At 58.0% G+C, this 23,860-nt stretch carries 17 protein-coding genes and 4 pseudogenes; 14 read left to right on the forward strand and 7 right to left on the reverse strand.

Annotated elements, in window-relative coordinates; translation table 11 throughout:
* Positions 1-94 precede the first annotated feature (94 nt).
* The gene (locus IM739_RS11475) at positions 95-394 is read right to left on the reverse strand and encodes a mobilization protein (protein WP_237367891.1); all 300 of its coding nucleotides are present in this window, start codon (positions 392-394) and stop codon (positions 95-97) included.
* Positions 395-580: 186 nt separating this feature from the next.
* Here IM739_RS11475 and traA point away from each other — a divergent pair, with 186 nt between their 5' ends.
* From traA to IM739_RS11505, 6 genes and pseudogenes are all read left to right on the forward strand, one after another.
* Entirely contained in the window at positions 581-3,904 is a 3,324-nt protein-coding gene (traA, locus tag IM739_RS11480; protein ID WP_237367892.1) for a Ti-type conjugative transfer relaxase TraA, read from the forward strand.
* Between the two features lie 226 nt (positions 3,905-4,130).
* Positions 4,131-4,211 (forward strand): annotated as a pseudogene (locus tag IM739_RS11485) (transposase); the annotation flags it as partial.
* 9 nt (positions 4,212-4,220) lie between these two features.
* Positions 4,221-4,316: pseudogene (locus tag IM739_RS11490) on the forward strand (hypothetical protein); the annotation flags it as partial.
* 401 nt (positions 4,317-4,717) lie between these two features.
* Positions 4,718-4,969, forward strand: a complete 252-nt coding sequence (locus tag IM739_RS11495) for a hypothetical protein (protein WP_237367893.1) — start codon at positions 4,718-4,720, stop codon at positions 4,967-4,969.
* An 82-nt stretch (positions 4,970-5,051) separates the two neighbouring features.
* Entirely contained in the window at positions 5,052-5,351 is a 300-nt protein-coding gene (locus IM739_RS11500) for a hypothetical protein (RefSeq protein WP_237367894.1), read from the forward strand.
* Position 5,352: 1 nt separating this feature from the next.
* Complete coding sequence (locus tag IM739_RS11505; protein WP_237367896.1) at positions 5,353-6,240, forward strand: TIR domain-containing protein; 888 nt, start codon at positions 5,353-5,355, stop codon at positions 6,238-6,240.
* A 368-nt stretch (positions 6,241-6,608) separates the two neighbouring features.
* Here IM739_RS11505 and IM739_RS11510 read toward each other — a convergent pair whose 3' ends face one another.
* The gene (locus IM739_RS11510) at positions 6,609-8,021 is read right to left on the reverse strand and encodes a UvrD-helicase domain-containing protein (RefSeq protein ID WP_237367897.1); all 1,413 of its coding nucleotides are present in this window, start codon (positions 8,019-8,021) and stop codon (positions 6,609-6,611) included.
* Complete coding sequence (locus IM739_RS11515; protein ID WP_237371046.1) at positions 8,008-9,855, reverse strand: ATP-dependent nuclease; 1,848 nt, start codon at positions 9,853-9,855, stop codon at positions 8,008-8,010. Before IM739_RS11515 ends, IM739_RS11510 begins: the two co-directional genes overlap by 14 nt.
* 882 nt (positions 9,856-10,737) lie before the next feature.
* On the opposite strand from IM739_RS11515, the gene IM739_RS11520 reads away from it, so the two are divergent.
* Together IM739_RS11520 and IM739_RS11525 are read left to right on the forward strand one after the other, a co-directional pair.
* Positions 10,738-11,151, forward strand: coding sequence for a helix-turn-helix domain-containing protein (locus IM739_RS11520; protein ID WP_237367898.1), 414 nt, complete (start codon positions 10,738-10,740; stop codon positions 11,149-11,151).
* Positions 11,152-11,635: 484 nt separating this feature from the next.
* Positions 11,636-13,744 (forward strand): annotated as a pseudogene (locus IM739_RS11525) (DUF3363 domain-containing protein).
* A 26-nt stretch (positions 13,745-13,770) separates the two neighbouring features.
* On the opposite strand, the gene IM739_RS11530 reads toward IM739_RS11525, so the two are convergent.
* Positions 13,771-13,995: a helix-turn-helix domain-containing protein gene (locus IM739_RS11530; protein WP_237371047.1), complete on the reverse strand. Its 225-nt coding sequence runs from the start codon at positions 13,993-13,995 to the stop codon at positions 13,771-13,773.
* Positions 13,996-14,134: 139 nt separating this feature from the next.
* Here IM739_RS11530 and IM739_RS11535 point away from each other — a divergent pair, with 139 nt between their 5' ends.
* Positions 14,135-14,758 carry a hypothetical protein gene (locus tag IM739_RS11535; protein ID WP_237367899.1) on the forward strand — a complete coding sequence of 208 codons (624 nt, stop codon included), beginning with the start codon at positions 14,135-14,137 and terminating at the stop codon, positions 14,756-14,758.
* A 48-nt stretch (positions 14,759-14,806) separates the two neighbouring features.
* On the opposite strand, the gene istB is transcribed toward IM739_RS11535, so the two are convergent.
* Together istB and istA are read right to left on the reverse strand one after the other, a co-directional pair.
* Positions 14,807-15,619 carry an IS21-like element helper ATPase IstB gene (gene istB / locus IM739_RS11540; protein WP_237367900.1) on the reverse strand — a complete coding sequence of 271 codons (813 nt, stop codon included), beginning with the start codon at positions 15,617-15,619 and terminating at the stop codon, positions 14,807-14,809.
* On the reverse strand, positions 15,609-17,135 hold the full coding sequence (gene istA, locus IM739_RS11545; protein WP_237367902.1) for an IS21 family transposase: 1,527 nt from the start codon (positions 17,133-17,135) through the stop codon (positions 15,609-15,611). Before istA ends, istB begins: the two co-directional genes overlap by 11 nt.
* Here istA and IM739_RS11550 point away from each other — a divergent pair.
* The 3 genes and pseudogenes from IM739_RS11550 to IM739_RS11560 all read left to right on the forward strand — a co-directional run bounded on the left by IM739_RS11550 (position 17,134) and on the right by IM739_RS11560 (position 20,784).
* Positions 17,134-18,039, forward strand: a complete 906-nt coding sequence (locus IM739_RS11550) for a hypothetical protein (protein ID WP_237367903.1) — start codon at positions 17,134-17,136, stop codon at positions 18,037-18,039. The genes istA and IM739_RS11550 overlap by 2 nt on opposite strands.
* 134 nt (positions 18,040-18,173) lie before the next feature.
* Positions 18,174-18,419: pseudogene (locus tag IM739_RS11555) on the forward strand (type II toxin-antitoxin system PemK/MazF family toxin); the annotation flags it as partial.
* Between the two features lie 754 nt (positions 18,420-19,173).
* On the forward strand, positions 19,174-20,784 hold the full coding sequence (locus tag IM739_RS11560) for a hypothetical protein (RefSeq protein ID WP_237367904.1): 1,611 nt from the start codon (positions 19,174-19,176) through the stop codon (positions 20,782-20,784).
* A gap of 500 nt (positions 20,785-21,284) precedes the next feature.
* Here IM739_RS11560 and IM739_RS11565 read toward each other — a convergent pair whose 3' ends face one another.
* The gene (locus IM739_RS11565) at positions 21,285-21,602 is read right to left on the reverse strand and encodes a hypothetical protein (protein WP_237367905.1); all 318 of its coding nucleotides are present in this window, start codon (positions 21,600-21,602) and stop codon (positions 21,285-21,287) included.
* Between the two features lie 270 nt (positions 21,603-21,872).
* Here IM739_RS11565 and IM739_RS11570 point away from each other — a divergent pair, with 270 nt between their 5' ends.
* Together IM739_RS11570 and IM739_RS11575 are read left to right on the forward strand one after the other, a co-directional pair.
* A complete protein-coding gene (locus IM739_RS11570; protein WP_237367906.1) occupies positions 21,873-22,664 on the forward strand; it encodes a recombinase family protein in 792 nt (263 codons plus the stop codon).
* Positions 22,665-22,679: 15 nt separating this feature from the next.
* Entirely contained in the window at positions 22,680-23,540 is an 861-nt protein-coding gene (locus tag IM739_RS11575) for a zinc ribbon domain-containing protein (protein ID WP_237367907.1), read from the forward strand.
* The last annotated feature ends 320 nt before the right edge of the window (positions 23,541-23,860 follow it).

Genomic DNA, 23,860 nt, shown 5'->3' on the forward strand with positions numbered 1-23,860 from the left:
ACGATCGACAAATCAGACGTATGGTATGGGCCGGTGTTACACCAGAGGCAAGCAAAACACAAAGCGGCACGGTTGGGCTGCTCGGCGGTCAACGTCATTCTGGGCTCCTCTCGCTGATTTCTCTGGGCATAGGTGCTGGGGCCAGAATGTCGTCGAACAGTTCTCTGTCGCCGTCACGGATGAGGAAGCCCGGCAGTTCAGCCCTCAGCCATTCGCCCAGATGCTGCGAGAATTCCGCCTTGCTGTTGGTGTGCAGCCGTTGCAGCACCAGCGCGCCGAGCAGGATCTTGCGCCTGGTGTCGCGAGCCCGTTCCTGTTTTGCGAGCCGCGCGACTAGCACCTGTCTGCGCGCTTCAAGCTGCTCCAGTCTTTCCCTGATCGCTCTGCGTGCCATGCCCATCCCTCTTGAGAATGCCGGATTGGAACCCAAGCAATCCGTTGAGGCAACTAGCAGAAGTGTTAGCCGCGAAGCGGAATCCCGCATGTTACCGTAGCGAAGCGAAGGAAGTGCAAGGGCGCACTTACGAGTAGCAAGGCTACTCAGCGCTCAGGACGGGCCTTCGTCCGATTGGAGGCTGGCATGGCGATCTATCATTGCAGCATGAAGCCGGTGGCGCGCAGCGGCGGTCGCAGTGCGGTGGCTGCTGTCGCCTACCGTACGGCATCGCGGCTTTTGAATGAACGCGATGGCCTCGTGCATGATTTCACAGCCAAGCGCGGCGTTGAGCATTGCGAGATCGTGCTGCCGCAAGGCGTGAAGGCGGATTGGGCTCTGGATCGCTCGGCGCTTTGGAATGCGGTGGAGCAGGCGGAGAAACGGAAGGACGCCCGGGTGGCCCGTGAGTTCGAGATTGCGCTTCCGCATGAGCTGAGTGCGGCGGAACGATTGTCGCTGACACGGGACTTCGCCCAGGAACTCGCCAACCGTTATGGCGCTGCCGTCGACTTCGCCATTCACCGGCCACACACGGAAGGTGATGTACGCAACGACCATGCCCATGTGGTGATGACGACGCGCATGATCACGCCCGATGGGCTGGGTGAGAAGACGCTGATCGAGCGGGAGAACAAGTGGCTGCTGAACCACGACCAGCCGACCTCGCATATGCAGCTTCGCGATATCAGGCAAAGTTGGGAAAACCACGTCAACCGCCATCTGGTGCGGGCCGGTCTTGATATCCGGGTTGATCACCGGTCGCACCTGGAGCGTGGCCTTGCGATCGAGCCGACGGAACATATGGGTGTCTTTGCCTCGCAGATGGATCGGCGCGGGCTGGAGGTGTCAAGATCGAGGATCGATGCGGAGACGGCACGTCGCAACGCCGATCTGGTTCGCGCCAAACCCGAGCAGGTGCTGACAATCATCACAGCAGAAAAGAGCGTGTTCGATCGCTATGACGTGGCGCGCGCGCTGCATCGCTATATCGACGATATCAATGGTTTCTTGAATGCCTTTGTCGCCGTCATGGCATCACCGGCATTGGTGGAATTGCAGCCTGAGCAGAATGGCGCGCTTGCGCGGTACTCGACACGAGAAATGGTGGAGATCGAGCACGCCATGGCGGCGAGCGCTGAAGCTTTGGGGCAGCGCCGCAGCCATGGCGTTAATCGACATCATGTCGATCAGTCACTGAACCTACAGGACGATGCGATCAGGGCAAGGACGGCTGCCTCCCTATCAGGAAAAGTTGAACGCGGCGAAAATCGCCTAGATGATCGGGAGCGGGTGATTGAGCGTTCCGGCCTGAGCGAAGAACAGCGCGCAGCGATCCGCCACATTAGCGGGCCTGAGCAGATTACTGCTGTGATCGGCTTTGCCGGCGCTGGTAAGTCAACCATGTTGGCTGCCGCACGCGATGCCTGGGAACGGCAGGGCTACCGGGTTCATGGCGCGGCACTCGCCGGCAAGGCGGCCGAGGGACTTGAGGAGTCCTCCGGCATTGCATCGCGCACCTTGGCGTCTTGGGAATATGGCTGGCAGGCGGGCAAGGGGGAGCTTGGCAAAGGGGACGTGTTCGTTATTGACGAAGCAGGCATGATCGGAAGCCGGCAGTTGGCGAAGTTCGTGGCGGAGGCCGAGCTGCGCGGCGCCAAGCTGGTACTGGTCGGCGATCATGAACAGCTGCAGGCGATTGGGGCGGGGTCTCCGTTCCGGGCGATTGCCGAGCGCATCGGCGCCGTCGAGCTTTCCGAAATCCGCCGGCAGAACGAAGGCTGGCAGCGCGAGGCTTCGATCGCCTTTGCCACCCATCGCACGAGCGAGGGGCTGGCGAGCTATGCCGATCATGGTGCCGTGAACTTCTGCGACGACAGGGTCCAGGCGCGGGCGGCACTCGTCAGTGATTATCTCGCCGACCTGGAGGCGCATCCAAGCGGATCCCGGATCGCGCTGACCCATCGCCGCGTCGATGTTCGCGCGATCAACGCCGATATCCGAGCAGGCCTCCAGGAGCTGGGGAAACTGGCGCGGGGTGATGAGGAGCAGGTCGGTCTGGGGCGGGAAGTGGTCTACCAGACCAATGGCGGCAAGCGGTCGTTTGCATCGGGTGACCGGATCGTCCTGCTGGAGAACAATCGAGACCTCGGCGTCAAGAACGGCATGCTGGGAACGGTTTGGGCCGTCGAGCCGGACGCAATACAGATACGGCTCGACGGCGCCGGGCAGAAGACCACCCGTTCCGTATCCATACCTGTGAATAGTTACCAAGCCTTTGATCATGGCTACGCGACGACGATCCACAAGTCGCAAGGGGCGACGGTCGATCGTACCTTGGTCATGGCGTCGGGCACGATGGACCGCCATCTGACCTATGTGGCGATGACACGCCACCGCGACAGCGTGCGGCTTTATGCCGGTCGGGATGAGATGAAGGACATGAAGGTGCTCACCGCCAGCATGAGTAGGTCGGGGGCGAAGGAGACCACGCTGGACTACACGCGGGCCTTTGCGGAACGGCGCGGGCTTGCGGACGAATTCGGTATCGGCAGCGAGATTGCCGTCGATCTCTCGCCAGGACGGGCCGGCGAACATCCGCCGGCTTACGCCAGCGTGGTGGCGGCGCGCGTTCGCCCGACGGGTGTTCTCCAGCCTTCGGCAAGCGCTGAAGCACCGGGGACCGGGCAGGAGGCCAAACGAAAGAGTGAGGCGGAGATCGAGAAGGTGGAGCCGCTGGTGGCGGCCGTTTCCAGCTATGCCCGCAGTGTCGAGGATATTGCACGGGAGAAGGCGAGGCCGGACTTCGAGCGGGACATGGAGGCCGTGCGTTCGGTTGGTGGCTATGTCTATGTGGATCCGAAAGCGGTTGCGGCAAGGTTGAGCATCGCCATCGTGGACGAGGGTGTCAGCGCTTCGACCCTGGCGAAAACGATGGCGGAGCTGCCGGAGCTGTTTGGTGATCTGCGGGGCAACGCCGGGCTGCTGGGAGAAAACAGGGAGCGGAAGTTGGCGCGGCACTATGCCAAGGCGCTCAGTAACCACGTGGCATCTGCCGGGCAGACCTGGGAGCGGCGGGTGGAGGCGGAGCGCGCGTCGGAGACATGGAAGCGCGAGAAGCAGGACATAATCGCGGTGCCGGGGTTGAGTGCGCGCAGCGAGGCGATCTTGAGGCAGTTGGATAGTTTGCCGCAGGCCGACAGGCTAAATTTCCTTACGGAAATATCAGGTACATCGGAGGGAAGACGAGCGTTCAATGAGGCGAAGACGATTGCGAGAGCGCTGGGGCGGCGATTTGGTAGTGCCGATCTGCGCAGTCTGAAACAGGCGGATGTACGCTTGGGGTCGGAGCTTGCGACTAGGCTGGATCGCATCAAGGAAGTCGCGCGCATCGCAGAGCGTGCGGAACGGGCCGAAATGTCTCGTCACTATGGGCTCAGGCAGAGTTTCACCAAGGGGCTGGGGATGTAGGAATGCCTCTGGTGAGCTGCAGGTTCAAATCCTGCCCCCGCAACCAGTTCCAGCATAACAGTCTCTCCGCTCCCATCTAGGGGGCGGTTTTTGCGTTTGGGGGTTTCAACAAACCGGCACTCCGCGAGCCGGTAGGTGGTGCACGAAGCCTAGAATATCTTGTGACCTTGCCCCGCTGAACTAATCCATTTTGAAGGAAGCTCTGGCCTATTGAGAGGACCAGAGAATGAAGCGCAACCGTTTCACAGACGAACAGATTATCGGGATACTGAAGGAGCACGAGGCCGGCACGTCAGTCTCCGAGCTTTGGCACTACGTCGCGCCGGGTAAGCCGATCCAGAATGCCTTCATCGAAAGCTTCAATGGCCGACACACCAGCCGAGTTTGCTCAGATCATCAACCCGCGACGTGATGCGGTGCTGCGCAGCCGGAATACCGACATGAAGCTCAAGGGTCTTTCGGGGGATCATTCTACATGGGAATGTCTGCCTTTGCTGGCGGGGAGGGTGGAATATGTTCCTATTACGTTCTCTTGTGCCGCGAGGTCAATATGCACATCCGCCACAGTCGCCGCCGGGAACGCGTGCCGCCCGCTTGCTAAGGGGGAGCTGCGGGGGCACGGCCGCTTCAGCCAGCGATCGCTGGGGTTCTGAGTCCGCGTCTTTCCCGATGCACCCGCTGGCCTCCGACGTCACCGACATGCGCCGACAAACGCAGTGGGTCACGTGTCCCGCTAGCCTTGTAGGATTCACTGTATTGCGCAACCTAGAGGCGGTGCTATTTTCCCGTTCTTCGTGAAAGGAGCACCCGAACATGCGTAAAGACCAGATTCCGGACTTCATTGAGGAGATAATCGCCACTGGCTGCCCCATCACTGCCGTGGGCCACGATACGTATGTTTTCGCGGAGATTGATGCACCTGCAGAGGACATCGACCGAATTGCCGAGGAGATCCAGGTCATCTGCGACCGGTATGGTCAGCGGGGCCACCTTCTTCTTGAGACCGTCTCCCATCTACGCAGCCTGGGCCGTTTCATTGATCTCCAAGGTGAAACGGCACATTGACGACTTTGTCGGCAAATCCAAAAGTTGTTTGATGTCTATTATTTGCCACCCTTAATATATGCGCTAGAATCCGAGTTGGGAAATGGAGGGCTACGACGTGAAGATCACAGGGTTAGACAAACTGCAGAAGAACCTTGCTGAAGCTCAGCGAGCCCTTGCGGCTATTGATGGCGAAATCGGGAAGGTTTCCTTTACGCCCGACGACCCTTCGAGCATCCAGGCCGCGATTCAGCAGATGGAAAACATGATCGACGAGAAGGTTGGGCAATATGCGTCCAATCCGATTGTGGTGCCGTTGATCGCTGCCTCCAAAGAGGCCTACCGCGAGGCCATACTCAAGAAAGCGGCTGCTGCCCGCCTTAAGAACGATACGGAAGAGTAAAGTGCCTGACCTTTTTCACGAGATTAACAATGCCGTGCTCGATCTGCAGTCGGCGAGCTATCAGACATTTCAAAGACCCATCAAAGTGTTGGGCCGCTTGCTGCGGCACGAGGATCTGGAATCGACAAATGCCGGGCTTACAGCCGAGTTGGATCTTCAGGCCTATCTTGCCGGTCATGACTATCATGCCGGTATGGGGGGCGATGCCCTAGAATGGCCGGACGATCCGGAGCAAACGCTTGGATTGATGCTGTTGCTCGTGCTGAAGTTCGCAGATAACCCTGACTTCATGCTGGAGTTCGGGCATAACTTCACATCGAGCCCCAAGCTCAATGCCGCCCTGGAAGTCATGACGGGACAGGTGGTCATTCCTTTCGTGCGAGACTACAAGACCTTCGTCCTCTCCCGTGGGCAGAAGAAGCCGCAGCTGATCGTGCCAAACTCCAACAAGATATTCATTGTCCACGGTCACGATGAGGGTGCCCTTCAGAGCCTGGCGCGCTTCCTTGAAAAATTGGACCTGCAGATCATCATTCTCCGCGAGCAGCCCAACCAGGGGCGCACTATCATCGAGAAGTATGAGCAGAGCGCGGAGGAAGTCGGCTTCGCGGTAGTTCTCATGACCCCTGATGACGTGGGAGCGGCCATCTCTTCCGATGGGCAGAACCAACGCGCGAGACAGAACGTGATTTTTGAGTTGGGGTATTTTGCTGGAAAGCTCGGTCGCGGCCGAGTGTGTCTTCTTCGTAAGGGAAACGTGGAAATCCCGTCCGACCTCTTCGGCGTCGTCTATACGGATATGGACCCTGCAGAAGGTTGGAAGCAATCGCTGGTCAAAGAGTTGAAAGCCGCTGGTATCCAATTCGACGCCAACCGCATGTGGAACTAGGCTTGGCTTCAGCCTGCGGGTAGGCCATTCACACGGAACGCCCGGCCGGAGGCAGTCGGTCCCGCCTCTCCCTGTGGGTCGCTATGCTGAGGCTCCTGCGGCTACCTGTTTAACCGGTCCTTGGCGTGTCGAGAATTCCCGCTTTCCCGCCCTGCGGTCGGCACGATGCTGAAAGCTCCGATGTTCTTCATTGCCTGCCCCGGATCTCGCACGGGTGCGGCTCTGATCCGAAAGGATGGCTATCGCAATCGGCCCACTCACCGACATTGCTGAGTTGATTGTTCTCTGAGACGTCCCTGCCCTAGCCAAAGTGTTTGTCAGACGACCGGAAACCTTGTCATCGAATCCTCTAAGGAAATCGTGTCAGGTTAGACCGCCTTAAATGTCAGATTATCTGTAACGATTTGCATGCGTTGAGATGCACGGGTGAGGGCGACGTACACGTCTTCCTTTTTCATCGATCCTGCTAGGAAGACGACGGAATTCTCATATTCGAGCCCTTTGACCAACAGCGTGCTGGTAACGATCTTATGCCCGTGTCGCCTGCCGGCGTGCCTCCGGCGTTCCTGGACGTCGCGCGCGGCGTCGACCAGTGTGCCTGGATGTCCCTGCAGCTGAAGCTTCAGGCTTTCGCGTAAGGCAAACAGGAGCTCGTTGCGGAATGGCCGGCAATCTCTGCGGAATTCCTCGATCAGCAGGAGGACAGGCTCCAAAGTCTCTTCCGCCATGCAGCGCAATGCGGCCATTTCCGATGGCTTCAGCGCTTTAGGTTTTTTCGAGCCACTATGGATCTCGCCCATGCGCCTGAGGAACGCGGTCGGGCGCACGCCAACCATGCAGCGGTGCAACAGCTGGATGACGTGCGCAAGCCGGGCAGGCCCTGACGAGCCTTCAATATCGGCACAGGCTTTGAACAGGGATTTGCAGCTGATGGCCTCGACATTCTGGGCATAGGTGCGTTTGGCCAAAGCCGCTCTCTGTTCCTCACTGCCTTTGGCGCCGATGATGGCGACACGGTTCGTATCGCTTGACGTGTAGGCGCCGCACGCCGTGCGCTCAGCCTTCTGGGCGGTTTCCGCATCGGTGACATGATGCACGCGGATACAAGCGGGGACCCTTGTAAGGTCAATTGCGGCGCCACTGGCGAGAGACTGGCGCAGCCCGACCAGCCATTGCGACAGTCCGTCGTTGGTTTTCCACCGCCATGGCGTCTGCAACTCATCGATCAGGGGGAACACCGGGGTCACGTCCGCGCCCCAGTTTACAATTGTCTCACTGCCGAAATCGAATATTCCCTGCAGTGGGTCACCGAACACATAAACGGGTAGGAGGCGTGCGAGGCCCTTGATGATCTCGTGTTGGGCTTTGGTGCAGTCTTGATATTCATCGACGAGCACGCCCGCGTAGGAAGACGTGATAACCGTATCAAGCGCCCGCGACGTGACGAGTTTGCCCGCCGCTTTGTAGACGACCTCCCACTCGGTGCCTTGCGGTGTGGCGATCGGGGCCAAACCGGATGTCTTGGGAAAGGACGACGCGTAACGGAGACTCCACGCGGCGATGGTATCGAGCAGAAACCGATCCAGACGCACACCCTTCTTTTTCAGCCGAGCCTTGAGGGCATCGACCCCAACCAAGGTATGTGTCAACAGCAGGAAGCGTCCCGTGGATCCAGCAACGATATCCGCAATCGTTTCAGTCTTGCCGTATCCGGCAGGAGCGACCACGGATCCGGAGACACCTTCCGCTACGGCTTTGGCAATGCGCTCAGGGACGCCCATCTATCCACGTCCGGAGATTGGAGAGGGCGGTTTTCAGCGCAGCATCACCATTCGTGAGGTTCGGGCCGACAATGTGATGACCGATGTAATCAGCTCGATCGATGTCCTTGTACCAGGCGTCGGTGCGTTTGCGGGTATTGCTATCGATTTTCCCTTTTGCTCGCTCCGCCAAAGCCGAGCGGATTTCGGGCTCCGTCAGTCTCTGCCGGAGCTCGTCGATCGTGGTGAGTTTTTGTTCTGGAGCGCGGCCGACATTGGCGGCGTGAAGGACGGAGTCTTCCGAGCGCAGGGTCAAGGTATAGTCCAGCAGAGCTTCAAGCCCTGCGGCCGGCAATCGCTGAAAGATGAGGTCTTCCGTGGCATAAGGTGGATCCCAGCGGAATACGCTTACACCCTTATCCCCGAGCTTCTTGATAATGGTAGCGTCGTCAGGATCCCGATCGGAATCGATTAGGACCGCCACGTCATAACCCAGCGAGTAAAAGTGACCGGCCAATGCCGGCGCGTGATCGATCCCGCCCCCGTCGACCAGCGCGATACCCTTCACCGCCATGCTATCCCTGCCTTCGTTGAACCAGAAGTCATCCAGCCCCTTGATCAGGCCGACCTCGGTCTTGCCCTCGCAGATGAGCAATGACGGCGCCAGGTAAGCTTCCGGCATCGATCTGGGAGGCGCCTGGGGGTTAAGCGATGCAAATTTTTTGCTCGCAGGGCAGACGATGACTTTGCCATCCGCTTTGCGGCGAACGACGGCAAGATCATCCACCTTAAGCTCGCGGATCACAGTGGGGGAGTGTGAGGTGACAAAGACCTGGGGGCTTTTGCGATCGGCCGATTTCAGATGCTTGAGCAGCCGCACGATCCGATGTGGCTCGAGCCCATACTCGACCTCATCGATGATGGTGAGCGAAGCGGTCTCATTTGCCGCGTCCTGCAAAGCGGCTACGAGCAGGCGGGAGGACCCCGTCCCCAGCACCCTTAGAGGGATTTCGCCGTCGTGGATGGATATGCTGCCATTGGTGATGGACAAGTTCTCAGTATCGAGCCCAACTGATAATTTCGGAGGAAGGGCCATCCCGACCAGCCGCGCGATCTTGGTGACATTTTCCAGACTGGTCTTGAACAGATCTCCGGCTTCCGCCTTGAAATGGGATCGTGCGAGGCGGCCCGCCTTCGCTAGGATGTCCTTCGTACCCCCGACACGTTCGGTCATCCGTGTGAGGATCGAATTGTGGCCCCAGCTGAGATGCCGGTCAGCATAGACCCCAAGCCGGGCGGGAGCGACACGAAGCCGGTGCTTGTAGCTGAGGCTGCGCTCAGGCTCACTTCCCGATGCTACCCGATCATTGTAGAGGATCCACTTGCCCTCGAGCGACGCGTCGATCGTGAGGCGGATGGAGAGCGCGGGGACGCCATTCTCCTCCACCGGTGGCTCGTCAGTCACCTTCTTGTCTTTCGAGAATCCTCGCAAATAATGCGCGTAACCGGCGCCGTCCGACGTGAATTCCGCGGGAAGATCAATGAGGGTGACTGTGATCAACGCCGGTTTATCCGGATCGCCATTGTAGAAATCGAGGTCGTCGAATGTGAGCGTATGGCGCGGGGAAAGCGCAAGCTCGACCGCGTCGAGAATGGTCGTCTTACAAGAGTCACTGGGCCCGATAAGGCAGTTCAGGCCCGCTTCGGGAGCCCATTCGAGTGAGCTGATCCCACGAAAATTCTGAATCTCAACGTAGCCGACGCGCATGAATACCCCCTCGGTGAACAGGTTAGGTTGCACGAGGGTCAACGTCAACTTTTGCGACAGGCTTCGCCCGAAACAGCTCTGGCTCACCAAGGGAATTCCTCCCCACTGACGGCAATGAAGAGCCCTAAGTTCGTTGGCGTAGATCGAATGCCTCGACGTTCAATGTAGGATAGAGGTTGTTTCGGTCTCTTGGCTGTGGTGGTGGCTCAGCCTCTCTACAGCGCTATTTGGCCAGCGCATTGTGCTCCGCCCCTCACTTTTGACTGGGGACCGGTTCCCGAGCAATACCAGAATGTACAGAAACCGATCGGAAACTTGACATCGAATCCTGTAGAGAAGTCATGTCAGGTTAGCTTGAGCGATTACATGGGAAAGTGGTGGCAAACCGCATGGTTTATCTGCCTCGGCAAGCGACCAATAATCGCAAGTTTCGGCTGATCTGCGAAAGAGGCTTCATGGCCGAGTTCAGCTACCACCTACGGCGGCGATGAAAAACGGCCGCGAAACGCGGCCGTTCTTTACTTAATAGGGTGAGGACTTTAAAGTCTTCCTTGGCTCTGAAGTTGCACCTTCGTTGCCGAGCCTTGTTTTATCCGCCGTAAGCAATGGCGATGGCTACGTAGACCATCGCCATTGCCACGTGCATTCCAGCTACCGTCAAATACAAACTTACCATGTTGGGCCCTTTCCCATAGAAAATCGCTTTTTGCGACGGGTCCAAGGTAGGCTTTTCCAAGCGAATTTTCACGTTTCTCAGGCCGACATGCATGTCGGTTCAGCTATGATTTGACCCGACATATGTGTCACCATAAAGCAAAATGCTATAACGTGAAGCCATACCAACAGTAAGAGCTCAAAAGGGGAGCGTGGCCCCCCTTAGCCGCCCTTACCAACCGTCCTTACCCCCCTTCGCCTCCGCTTCGCCGAGGCAGTGAACTCAACGTAGTGTATCCGCGAGGCGCAAGAATCATGCCAAGAAGTTTGAAGCGCATCATTCGAAAGCGAAAGCCAGCCCCTGGTGGTAAAATTGCGGTAAAGTGGGGGACGGATGCTCTGGAGCAGGGGTTCACGGTCGTGCCAAATAAATTGATCTATTCGCAGGGGAGACTTGGTATTGATGCAATCGAGATGAATGTTCTCCTTCACATGATGTCCTATTGGTGGGACCCGGGTCGTTTCCCGTATCCTTCAAACTTGGCCCTCTCGACACGGATGAGCGTCCATGAGCGCACCATACAAAGAGCCACCAAGTCTCTCCGGGAAAAAGGACTGATCAAGGTCGTTGCCCGCTACCGCCATCAACGGAATAACGGCTACGACCTTAATCCGCTGATTGCCAAGATAAAGGCAATCGAACTGACATACGGCGATCACCGTGAATGACGGCTTGAGCCTGGAGCTTCCATTCTGAATGCTAAGTCGATGTTGCTTTGGCACCATGCGATCTCCAATTTATTACCCGGGAGACTGTTATGTCAGCAAAACGACCGTTTCTCTTACACACTGGTCTGCGCTGTCTGCAGCCCGCCAATTCGGCGGGCTTTTTGTAAGGAAAACATGTTAGGAAATCATTTGGCAGGAAACGCTTTAAGAGGGCTAGATAAAGCGAGCCGCTGTTCGCCCGAGCTGCACTCGTAAGTGATTGTCTGCACATTGTTTTCCGGTCGGAAAACGGGAAAGCGTCGCATACCGCGATGTGTGATGAATTTTAGATCCAACTGAATTTATTGGTGCGCCGAGAGGATAGCGGCCACCCGCCGCGAGGTGCGCTACGCCAATCTACGCGGGATCAAGTCTTTTTACGCCCGCCTGCGTTGACGGCAAAATGCTGCTTGTCAGGCCGGAAATAGGCGCCGAACCTGCCGCTATGGCCGACCGTGACGACGACAGTTTCCGCATCAAACCGGGCCGACCGAAGAGCCGGGGCGCCCGCGCCAGCTTGTACTCCAAACCGTTCATCACCCAGGTGAAGATCGCCGTGCGCAAGGCCGGCGGAAACCCGGACCGCATTGGGGGTGCGTCGGGCAACGGGAGCGGACGCTTCAATGCCCGAGGCCGTGGTGCAAAACTTGCGCCGTCGTTTGTGAGGAAGGACGGTACCGGCTGGACGCCCGATAGCAGCGGCACCCGCTTCCGCTCGCGGCGTGTCGTGGTCAAGGCACGGGTGGTCAAGCTTGTCCCGCAACGTGGGCAATCGCGCGGCTCGAAATTTCGTTCGACTTCGGCAAAGACGGTCGATGCGCACCTGCGCTATCTGGAGCGGGATGGCGTGACGAAAGATGGGGAGAAGGGCAGGGTCTATTCCGCATTCGAGGATGAGGCCGACGGCAAGGCGTTTGTCGAGCGCGGCCGCGATGATCGCCATCAGTTCCGGTTCATCGTCGCACCCGAAGATGCTGCAGACATGGCTGACATGCGATCCTTCACTCGCGATCTCATGAAGCAGATGGAAAGCGATCTGGATACCCGACTGGATTGGATCGCTGTCGATCACCACAATACCGGTCATCCCCACACCCATGTCATTGTCCGGGGGGTGCTGGAAGATGGCCGCATCCTCAACATTGCCGGCGACTATATCGCCCATGGGGTCCGCCACCGGGCCGAGGCACTGGTGACGCTGGAACTGGGCCGGCAGAGCGAGTTGGAGGTCGCGGCAAAACTGCGCCATGAGGTCGGGGTCGAACGCCTGACGCGGCTCGACAGGATGCTGATCGCCGAGAGACAGAAACAGGGGATCATCGACCTTCGTCCCGATGCCTCCGACAGCTACACTGTCCGGGCCAACCGATCGCTCCTGATCGACCGGGCGAAGCACCTGGAGCGATATGGCTTGGCGGATGAGACCGACACCGGACGATGGACGATCCGCGACGATGCGGAACAGACGCTACGCGCGCTTGGCGAGCGCGGAGATATCATCAAGACCATGCACCGGGCGCTGGAGGATCAAGGCCTTAGCGATGAGCGTGGTGCCCGCGATTACATCACCCATGGCAAAGGCATCACCGAACCGGTGGTCGGCAGGGTCCTGGCCAAGGGGCTGGCAGGCGATGAGATGAGCGACCGGCTGCATCTGGTCATCGACGGCGTGGACGGACATACCCATTATGTCGAGACATCAGACATCCACCGGCTCGAAAATCTCCAGCGCGGCCACATCGTGTCCCTCGATCCGATCCCGCAAAAGGCCGAGCCCAGGGCATCCGATATCAACATTCGTGATCTGGCCGCCCACAATGATGGCATCTACCGACCAAGCGATCATCTGGAGCAGGCGAGGGCAAAGATCGAAAAGATTGGCGGCGATCCCGACGCCTTCATCCGTTCCCATGTCCGTCGCCTCGAAGCACTGCGTCGTGCCGGTCATGTCGAGCGGATCGACGGCGACCACTGGAAGATACCCGGTGATCTCCCTGAACGCGGCATGGCTTATGACGCCAGAGACAGGGCGAAGGACTTTGCCGTCCGAACACTCTCCACGCTCGACCTCAACAGACAGGTCGGCAGCGATGGTGCAACATGGCTGGACCGAGAGCTTGCCTCACGCGAACGCACACCGCTCACGCAAGCAGGTTTTGGCCTGGAGGTCAGCGAGGCGCTGGACCGTCGTCGCCAAAGCCTTGTCGACCAGGGTCAGGCCGTGCGTCTCGATAATGGCAGCATCCGAGCGCCGAAGGATGTGCTGGAACGACTGGAGCGAACCGAGATCGACCGTGTTGGCCGGTAGTTGGCGGCGGAACGCGGTCTGCCCTACACGCCTAGCCAGCCGGGGGAATATGTCAGCGGATCACTGAGGGGTGGCGTCAACCTCGCCAGCGGACGGTTCGCCATGCTCGATGATGGCATCGGCTTCCAGCTTGTGCCGTGGCAACCTGCGCTCGACCAGCGGATCGGCCAGCATATCAGTGGCGTGGTGAGAGACGGCGGTGGAGTTGACTGGAGTTTCGCGAGGAAGCGCGGGCTGGGGTTGTGACACGGATCGGCTACAGGGTGGCTTGCCTACTTAGCCTTTTTGAAAAGAACGCCCACAGCCCCGCCTTCTGCATGAATGAGGGTTATGCCAGCCTGTTCAAACGCAGCGGTTATGCTGGCGAGATTGTTCGCAATGGGCATGTGTGCGCCACGTTCGAAATCAGCAATGGTTTGCCGCGAGACATTCGCCGCCTCTGCAAGCGTCGTTTGACTCCACCCCAACATTGCTCGCGCGGCGCGGCACTGTTCCATCGTCAATACACTGCTATCCAAGGCAAACTTTCTGATTGATCTCTATCATTTTGTATGTGATGCTTTGTCGTATGCGATCAGGCAGATGCTGTAACATCCACCTGATCTGACCATAACCAAGTTATCGGGAACTCGGATCATGGCTGATTCCGACAATAGCAGAACTTTGCCTGTCGTCACGCGACGCAGATTGCTTTCCACGTCTGCGGCGTGGCTGGCGGCACAGGTTGGGGATGTGGATGCGGAACTTTATTCCGAAGACGACCAGCCTGACGGTGGCGATCCAGCATTGTTGTTGTGGCAGGAGTGGTGGGCGGCCCATGAGCAGTTCGAAAGGTTCTGCCGAAAGCAGCAGCGGCTTGAAACCGCTCTGATCGCGGCGGTGGGATTTCCCCATGTTGACATCGCCTTGCCGGATCAGGAATGCGTGGTGGCGGCTTTCACCATGGAGGAAATTGACCGCCGATTTGGCGATGCGTCGGAAAACGCCGAAGCAAAGATGCAGGCGAAGGCAACGCTCGCTGAGCAGCAAGCCGCTTGGGACGAACTGGACGACCGGATGGGATACAGCCGCGCCAAGCAGGCGGAGGAGAAAGCGTCTGTGTTGCGGGGCGAACGATTGAATGACCTGTTCGCGCTACCCGCCAGATCTGTCGCCGGAGCTGCGGCAAAACTCAATGCCGTCCTTGCGATGGCAGAGGAAGACGGTCCTTGCGATGAACTCCCGTGGCCGCAGTTTCGGGCTGTCTTGTCGGACTGTTGATTTCCACTGAGAGCTGACCCGGCGTTTCCACCGAGAAGTGACCCGCCTTTAGGTATCGTTTGTGCTGGTCGTAGTGGTCAAGGCCCTGCGTTTCTCCTTCGTTGTTTTGGGCTCATGCGCCGAGCTGTTCTTGAAGCGGAAGCTGTCGTTTCCGGTTTCAAGGATGTGGCAATGATGGGTAAGCCGATCGAGCAATGCCGTGGTCATCTTGGCATCACCGAAGACGCTGGCCCATTCGCTGAAGCTGAGGTTCGTCGTGATGATGACGCTGGTTCGCTCGTAGAGCTTGCTCAGCAGATGGAACAGCATCGCACCGCCTGACGCGCTGAACGGCAAGTACCCAAGCTCATCAAGGATGACGAGATCGGAGTGGACGAGGCGGTTGGCGATCTGGCCGGAGCGTCCTTGCGCCTTTTCCTGTTCCAGCGCGTTGACCAGCTCGACCGTCGAGAAGAACCGGACCCGCTTATGGTGGTGCTCGATGGCTTGGACACCGATCGCCGTAGCAATGTGCGTCTTGCCCGTGCCGGGACCGCCGACCAGGACGATGTTGTTGGCGTCGTCGAGGAAGTCGCAGCCATGGAGTTGCTGCACGAGCGCCTCGTTGATCTCGCTGCTGGTGAAGTCGAAGCCGTTCAGATCACGATAGGCCGGGAAGCGTGCCGTCTTGAGTTGATATGCGGTCGATCGGACCTCTCGTTCGGCTGTTTCCGCCTTGAGAAGCTGGGACAAAATTGGAATGGCAGCCTCGAACGCCGACGATCCCTGTTCGGTCAGATCACCGACGGCTTGGGCCATTCCGTGCATCTTCAGTTGCCGCAGCATGATGACAATCGCGCCGCTTGCCGGGTTATGACGCATGGCGAGCCTCCGTCTTTCTCAAGGTATCGTATCGTTCGACATTGGCCTTGGGCTCGTTGGTGAGCGTCAGGGCCTGAGGTGCGTCGAGGGTCGGCGGCGTGAAGGTTTTGCCGTCGACGAGGCGATGCAGCAGGTTCAGGACATGCGTCTTCGTCGGAACACCGGACTTTAGCGCCATGTCGACGGCCGAGAGCACTGCCTGTTCGTCGTGCTGGAGAACAAGCGCCAGAATATCGACCATCTCGCGGTCGCCACCTGGCTTCTTGAGCAGATATTGTTGCAAGGTCCGGAATGCTTCGGGAAGCTCGACGAATGGAGCACCGTTGCGAAGAGCACCTGGCTTTCGCTGCACCACCGCCAGATAATGCCGCCAGTCGTAGATGGTCTGACCCGGCCGATCATGGGACCGATCGATGACGCGGCGGTGCTCGCAGACGATCTGGCCTTCCGCCGCGACCACGACACGATCCGGGTAGACGCGAAGGCTTACCGGTCGATTGGCAAAGGATGCCGGAACGCTGTAGCGGTTGCGCTCCAGATGCACGAGGCAGGTTGGTGTGACCCGCTTCGTGTATTCAACAAACCCGTCGAACGGCCTGGAAACGGGCATGAGAGCTGGAGCCTCCTCGGCCCAGATGTCGGCGATGGTGCCACGCATCTGACCATGTGGTGTCTTGGCCCAGAACTCCTTGCAACGCTGCTCGAGCCAGTCGTTCAGAGCGTCCAGCGATGGAAAGCGCGGGATCGGTTGGAAGAAGCGATGACGCGCATCCTGAACATTCTTCTCGACCTGCCCCTTCTCCCAGCCGGACGCCGGATTGCAGAACTCGGGTTCGAACAGGTAATGACTGGCCATCGCCTGGAAGCGGACGTTGACGTCACGCTCTTTGCCACGGCCGACCTTGTCGATCGCGGTGCGCATGTTGTCGTAGATGCCACGGCCGGGGATGCCTCCGAACACGCGGAATGCATGATTGTGGGCATCAAACAGCATCTCGTGCGTCTGCAGGAGATAGGCCCGGACGATGAAGGCGCGGCTGTAGCTCAGCTTCGTATGCGCCACCTGCAGTTTTGTGCGCTCATTGCCGATGATCGCCCAATCTTCCGACCAATCGAACTGGAAGGCTTCGCCGGGGTCGAACGCTAGGGGCACATATGTCCCGCGGCCCGTCGTCTGCAGTTCTCTCTGCCGGTCATCACGCCATTCTCGAGCAAATGCTGCCACCCGGTTGTAGGAGCCCTCGTAGCCGAGGCTCATCAAGTCAGCATGTAGCTGCTTTATCGTCCGCTTCTGCTTGCGGCCCTTCTTCGATTCCGTCTTCAGCCAGGCCGACAACCGATCCGCAAACGGATCAAGCTTGCTCGGTCTCTCCGGCACCTTGAACGTTGGCTCCACGCCGCCGGCACGCAGGTATTTGCGGATGGTATTCCGGGATAGGCCGGTCCTGCGGCAAATCTCCCGGATCGATAGATGCTCTCGAAAATGCCAGCGTCGGATCACGCTCAGAAACGCCATGTCGATCACTCCAGAGCCCCCGCTGAAAAAATGCGAGGGACGGTTGAAACATGGGTCAATTCTCAACGGAAATATGGGGCTGCGCCGGGTCAGCTCTCAGTGGAAATCAACAGGACAGCCATCGTCGGTAGACGATGCGGCGTTGCGTGACAACGTGCTTATGATCAGTCGGATCACCGGCGATGTTCTGGCGGAAAAAGGATTTTCGCTGAAGATACCAACGGACACGCTCGCCAGCGCACTTTTCCCCCAAAACGGAGAGCACGAAGATCCACTATTTTCGATCGACTGCGATACGAGTTCGCTGATCTTGCTAACGGTTGCAGAGAACATCGGTCTCAATGCAGCGCTTGTAGAAATGAGGCTTGGAAGTGGCGCCGGGCACAATTTTGTGCGTTGGAACCTATCTGATGGCGAATCTGTCGATTGGGATACGAATGGCCGAACGCAGTGCTCTGCTCCGACCGATACCCCGACTTATCAGGGACGCTCAATGAGCCGGGATGAAACGCTTGCTTACCTTACCACCATCCGTGCTCAGGATTGGGACCGGCGGAATGAGACCTTGCGAGCTCTATCGGATTATCGCCTTGCCATCCAACTCGCTCAGGCTCATCCGGTTGCCTTCAACAACTTCGTATGGATCGTCGCCACACGAGATTTTCCCGGTCGCGAAAAATTGAAAATCGAAGCGCTTGGCTACGGAGACACCCTCATTTTGATCGAGCGTAGTGCAGGCAATCTCGACACGGCAGCTTGTATCGCAGCCTATGCAGGAGATTTCACGAAAGCGGCGTCCCTCGAACGAGAGGCCATAAGGTTGGCGCCAGACGAGAACGTCTTTGAGGAGCGTCTGAAATATTTCACGGCAAATCAACCGCGTGATTGCACTGGAGTGAGGTAAGTTTGGTCCAAGAATGACGGACTCGATGCTGCCAGAGGGCATGAAAGAAAGTCCGACTTTTGCGTTTTGTTCTGTAGCGCCGGGGTTCAAGTTCGGACCCTATTGTGAAAACACCACGCCTACGAACATCGTCTTTAAAGGACGAGGCATTCGATGCCACGGATTCCGCCACCATCTGCGCCTTCACCACGGACGTTACCGACGCGCCGCTGTTCCGCCTGCCTGTTGAGCCGAACGAGCGCAATGGCCTGCACTCGCCGTGCCGGTTGATGGTGGATAAGATCACGACCGTTCCGAAATCCAAGGTTGGGACAAGGGTCGGGTGGCTGGGCGACGAGGATATCGTGCGTCTCAATCAGGCGATTCTTGTTTTTCTCGGGCGCTTCTGGCTTAGCGGCAAGCGGCTTGGGACGCAATTGACGATCGGACGGGATACAGCCGCGCTAAGCAGGCTGAGGAAGAAGCATTGGCAGCGATGGCGGAACGATTGAATGACCTGTTTTCCCAACCGGCTCACTCGGTTGCCGGTGCTGCCGCGAAGCTGCATGCTGTTCTTGCTATGGGAGAAGACGGTCCAGGCGATGAATTTCCATGACCGCAAATTCGCGCTGCGATGATGGACTTAGTCAGTCTGGGCAGCAGACCTTCGGGGTATTTGATGGGCACAGGCTTTCGGTCACACTGCAAATGACCGCTTTTCCGCCTTCACCACTTGGGTCGCGGAGCCTGCATTACCGCGCTCTGAAAGCAGCCGTTAGCTTCGGCCATAACTGTGGTGTAGAAGGGGTGGATTCTGGAATAGGGGCTGTTGGCGCCAGATCCGCAGAATCGGACGGCGCCGGATATAGGTGATGCGATAACCGCAGGCGGAAGACACGCGCCAAAGCTGTGCTCGGTGACAGATTGGGTGTTTTCTGATCAGGGTTCAGGCCCGTGCCCATTTTCGGGGACCTGTTTCGCAGGTTGCTATCGCACAATGTCGTGCCGAACTGGTGGGCGTGCATGTCTTTTCCGCCTAGGGATATCTCTTCCCAGAGTGGAACTTAAAATAGCGGTAAAGTTGTGTTTCCTATTGACTTGGCGTCATAAAAGACCTTCAGAATAATTGCGTTCAGGGTTTTTGGAGGGGTGGTCATGGGAGTTCAGGACTTCGACGCTGCTTTCACTTTCCGTGGTGAAGACTTATATGCTGCGGTCGCTAGAAAATTTGCTTCTGATTTCAAATATTTCTCCAAATCTTTAGTGTTCTTGGAGTCAACGGACGACGACAGATATTTGCTATTTGCTGATATGTCTGGCGTGCAGCTTACTGCTGAAGATCCTGCAATTCACAATTGGGACGAATATAGGATATCGCCTTTTGAATTTCAGGTGCCGGTCTTCGTCTTGACACGGCAGGAGATGGAAGATGGAGAAGATCCTTCTTCGGGCATGCGGATTTTATTCCGTCTGACTTCAAATGGGAGATCGGTCGACTACGGAATAGGCGTATTTGAAGATGAGCTTGGTCAGCTCGAAATCACCCCTGATGAACTCGAAAATCCTGGGGATACCACTCCAGAGGAAAAAGAGGCACAGCTACAGGACGCGAAGAGCTTTTTTATAGGGGCCCGCCGGGGAACGCACTCGGTTGACGTAGTACCCGAAACGGTCGCTCCCGAAATCCTCGATTGGATCACTCACTCCTTTCCTGAGTATAAAGCGGCAATCGTCGGGACGGTGTTCTCAGACGTCAAAATCGTCGGAGATGCGCGCAAGGGTGTTGTGCCAAACGTACAACTGATCGGTGAAGTTCGCGGCGTTTGGGAAGTCAGCGATGCATATCTTGGTAGTTCCGTCTACGTGCTGATCGTCGGCAGTGAGCAAGCCAGATTGTTGGCGCCCGACTGCCCGTTGCCATATTCGTCGGCGTACATTCCAAAAGGCGACTTGCAAGCCCTAGAAAATTCGGTGCAGGTCGTTGATGGCAAGGTTGAACTGGATAACATCAAGGTGGTCGGCAAAAACTTGCTCCCGACGCATTTCAAGCCCGCCGCTGCGAAGGAGTACGTGCAGGGAAATTCACCGTTCTTCGCTCTTTGGCTTTCTAGACCGCTGCTCTCTAAGACCTTCGACTACCGCATTGGGAAAAATCTCGGCGCCATGCTGGGGGTTCACTACTCGGACCGGGCGGGCCCCATTAAGTGGTACATGTCGGGAGCTTGGATCCTCGAAGGAGTTTCTGGTTCGGCGGGAATCGATACAACAGAGGCGTCGGTCAATATCAGGTTTGAAGGGCGGACGAAATTCGACGCGCTCGCCTATATAGATATTGGCTGTTTCAGCTACAAACTCGGCGACATGGACGCCTTTCACGAAGATTTCGATTTTACGCTGACTGCAAGAGTCTACGTTTCGCCGGAAGGAAAGCTTGTCTTCGTGGGCGGTCTCGGCGACCTTTCATTCGGCGGTTGGCAATGCTTCATAGACACGTTTATCGATCGCTATATCTCCAGTTGGGAGGGACTGGTGGCGGAGATGGTCGTCAAATACATCGTAGGTCAAATGATCAAGGACATAGTCGAAGGTGAAATCACCAAAGCAATGGGGGTTCTTTCCTTGGATATTTTTGACTTCAAGAGGCTACCGATCGTGGGTAATTTTCTCGATGCTACTGCCGCGACATCGCCCCAGATGATCGCTGCTCAAACGCTAGCATACGGCGATGCTGGCCTAGAGATCGCGGTGGGATTGAACAATTGGTGATGCAAAACTGGCTGGCTATCCGTCTTGACATGGCCGAATACGGGGATCGTTACCAGCTTTCGGAAGATAGCGTAGCGGCTAAAGTTCTTCTGAATTGGGTCGAAGCTTCCTACCTATGTTCTGTTGATCGAGGCCGCGAACGCGGTATGGAGGACTTTAATGTGGACAGCTAACTCCGACCCCAAGTCGGGCATTTCCAATAGCTGTTCGTAGCGACATTTGTCTCGCATAGCGCAGAAGATCGCTCGTAGCCGACGTGACTGGCGACATTGCGGTCGAGAAGATCACTACCGTTCCTAAAACCAAGTCGGCATAAGGTTGGGCGGCTGGACGAAGAGGATATGGTTCGGCTCAATCAGGCGGTTCTCGTGTTTCTCGGTCTGGCAGGTTCACCGAAGTCGAAGACGTAGCAGGCGAAGATTTTCGCGGTTCCTTCGACGCTTTCCGACAGCCTACGATAGGCGGTAAATTCCTGCTTTTCCTCGTACTGTCTCTGGTTCTTACATGGTCTTTCCATCCGGGAAAGGCAGGTCGAACATGGACGGAGAAGAGAGAGGGCAGGGGGCCGCAAACGATAATGCGCGCCCTGCCGCAGCGCGGACGGTGGTGCCGAAGAACCGCGCCGCGCCGCAGGTGAACACCTCGAGCGGGTCGTCATCGACATCGCCCGGCTGATCGGACGACAGATGGCGCGGGCAGACCATGCGGCACGGGTGGCCGCCAACGACAATGGCGAAAACCGTGCGGGCAGAGATGAACCCGAGGCGGAATAGTGTCGATTTCGTTGTCGGTAACAGGCCTGAAACGACTTGCGCCACGGCGCTACTTCCGCATACGATTCCGGTCGACGCGAGACCCTCCTTTGCTTGTCTGCGGGGAGTGGGCCAGGTCGAAGCCACTCCCTCAAGGCCAAAGCCGCTTTGCGGTGGCGCGTGCCGCGCCAGCCTTGACCGAGCGTCTTCGCCCCGGCGGTTGGCCGCGAAGCAGGAAAGGCGGGGTGCGGGCGCTGAAGGCAGCACCCGCAATGTCCACCAGGGACCATGCGGCCGCCGTATGCATGAACCGATCTTAGAGAAGGAAACATGCCGATGACCCGTGTTGCCCTTTATGCCAGATACTCATCCGACAATCAGCGGGAAGCCTCGATTGTCGACCAGTTCCGCCTTTGCGACGAACATGCACGACGCGAAGGCTGGGAAGTGGTAGGCAGCTATCAGGATGCGGCGATATCCGGTTCCAGCACCATACTTCGCCATGGCATCCAGCAGGTTGTCAGAGATGCACAGCGCGGCCTGTTCACGGTGGTCATTGCCGAGGCACTGGATCGCATCAGCCGCGATCAGGCCGATGTCGCCACGCTCTACAAGCACCTGAAGTTCGCAGGCGTTACCATTGTCACCCTGGCCGAGGGAGAAATCTCCGAACTTCATGTCGGCCTCAAGGGCACGATGAATGCGCTGTTCCTCAAAGACCTTGCGATGAAGACCCATCGTGGCCTGCGGGGCAGGGTGGAGAAGGGAAAGGCAGGCGGCGGGCTTTGCTACGGCTATCGTGTCCTCAAACAGTTCGATCGCAACGGCGAGCCGATCCGGGGCGACAGAGAGATTGTTGCCGAAGAAGCCGAGATCATCCGCCGCATCTTCCGGGAGTTCGCCAGCGGCAAGAGCCCCAAGGCGATTGCAACGGATCTGAACAGCGAAGGCATTCCCGGCCCGCTCGGACGGGCATGGGGTGACACCAGCATTCGCGGCCATGTCACGCGCGGCACCGGCATTCTCAACAACGAGCTTTATACCGGCGTTCTCGTCTGGAACCGCCAGCGGTTCATCAAGGACCCATCGACCGGCAAGCGTGTCTCGCGTCCCAACCCGGAAAGCTAGTGGATCAGGACGGAAGTGCCGCATCTGAGACTGATCGAAGACGATCTCTGGCAGGCAGTCCGAAACCGCCAAAAGCAGATCTCGGCAATCTTCGGCCCGAACCCGGCCAACACGCTCGAAGGGCGGATGAAGCGGCTGCATCTGACCGTTAGGCCCGTGTCTCTCCTGACCGGCCTTCTCACCTGCGGATGCTGCGGCGGCAAGTTCGGGATCATCACGCCCGGCCGCTATGCCTGCCTCAATCACCACAGGCGCGGCACTTGCGACAATGGCCGGTCTATCATCCGTGAGAAGATCGAGAGGCGGGTTCTTTCCGGCATCAAGGACAAGCTGGTATCGTCGCAAGCGGTGGCCGAGGCGGTGAAGGCCTATGCCGAGGAAATGAACCGGCTGAACCATGATAGGCGTGCGCAGGCGGCAATCGACCGGAAAAGCCTCGCGAAGATCGAAAAGGCAATTGCCGGGATTATCTCCGCCATCGAAGACGGCATGTACCAGCCGTCGATGAAGGCGCGCATGGATGATCTTGAACGGCAGAAGGCGGATATCACCGCCCGCCTTTCACAGGCTCCCGACGACATTCCCGACATTCACCCGAACGTCGCCAATCTCTACAAACTGCGCGTCGAGCGTTTGACCGAAGCGCTGAACGATCCAGACGGCGGACGGCAGGCGGCGGAGGCGCTGCGCTCGCTGATCGGCGAGATCGTACTCACCTCCGGCACCAAGCGCGGTGAGGTTCATGCCGAGCTACGCGGCGAGCGGTTTGGCATTCTCGGGCTTGCCAATGCAGAAGCCGGAGGGCCGCAGAACAGCCCTTTTATGCCAGTCGTTGAAGCGAGCCCCCGCAACCAACCATTCCTGCGATCCCAATAAAGCCCCATCACGGGGCTTTTTGCGTTTTTGAGCAACGGATTGATCCGCGCGGCCCATCAAATCTTCCAGGATTGCCCGCTCGTTGAGAAACTCGGGCTTCTTCTTGCCCGAGGCGAAGGTGAGTATGGCGGCAAAGTCGCCGCGCAGCACGATCACCAGCTCCGCACCATTGGACACGAGATCGATACGGCTGACCAGCGTGCGGAGTGTGTCGGCGGCCTGTGCCCGCGTCTTCTCGTTGCCAAGCTGTTCGTGGAGTGCCGCGATCTCCTCATGATAATATTTTGCCAGATTGGGATGGAGCAGGGGAGGCGGTTCTT

The organism is Rhizobium sp. SL42 (genome assembly GCF_021729845.1).
In the GTDB taxonomy this organism is placed as follows: Bacteria; Pseudomonadota; Alphaproteobacteria; order Rhizobiales; family Rhizobiaceae; genus Allorhizobium.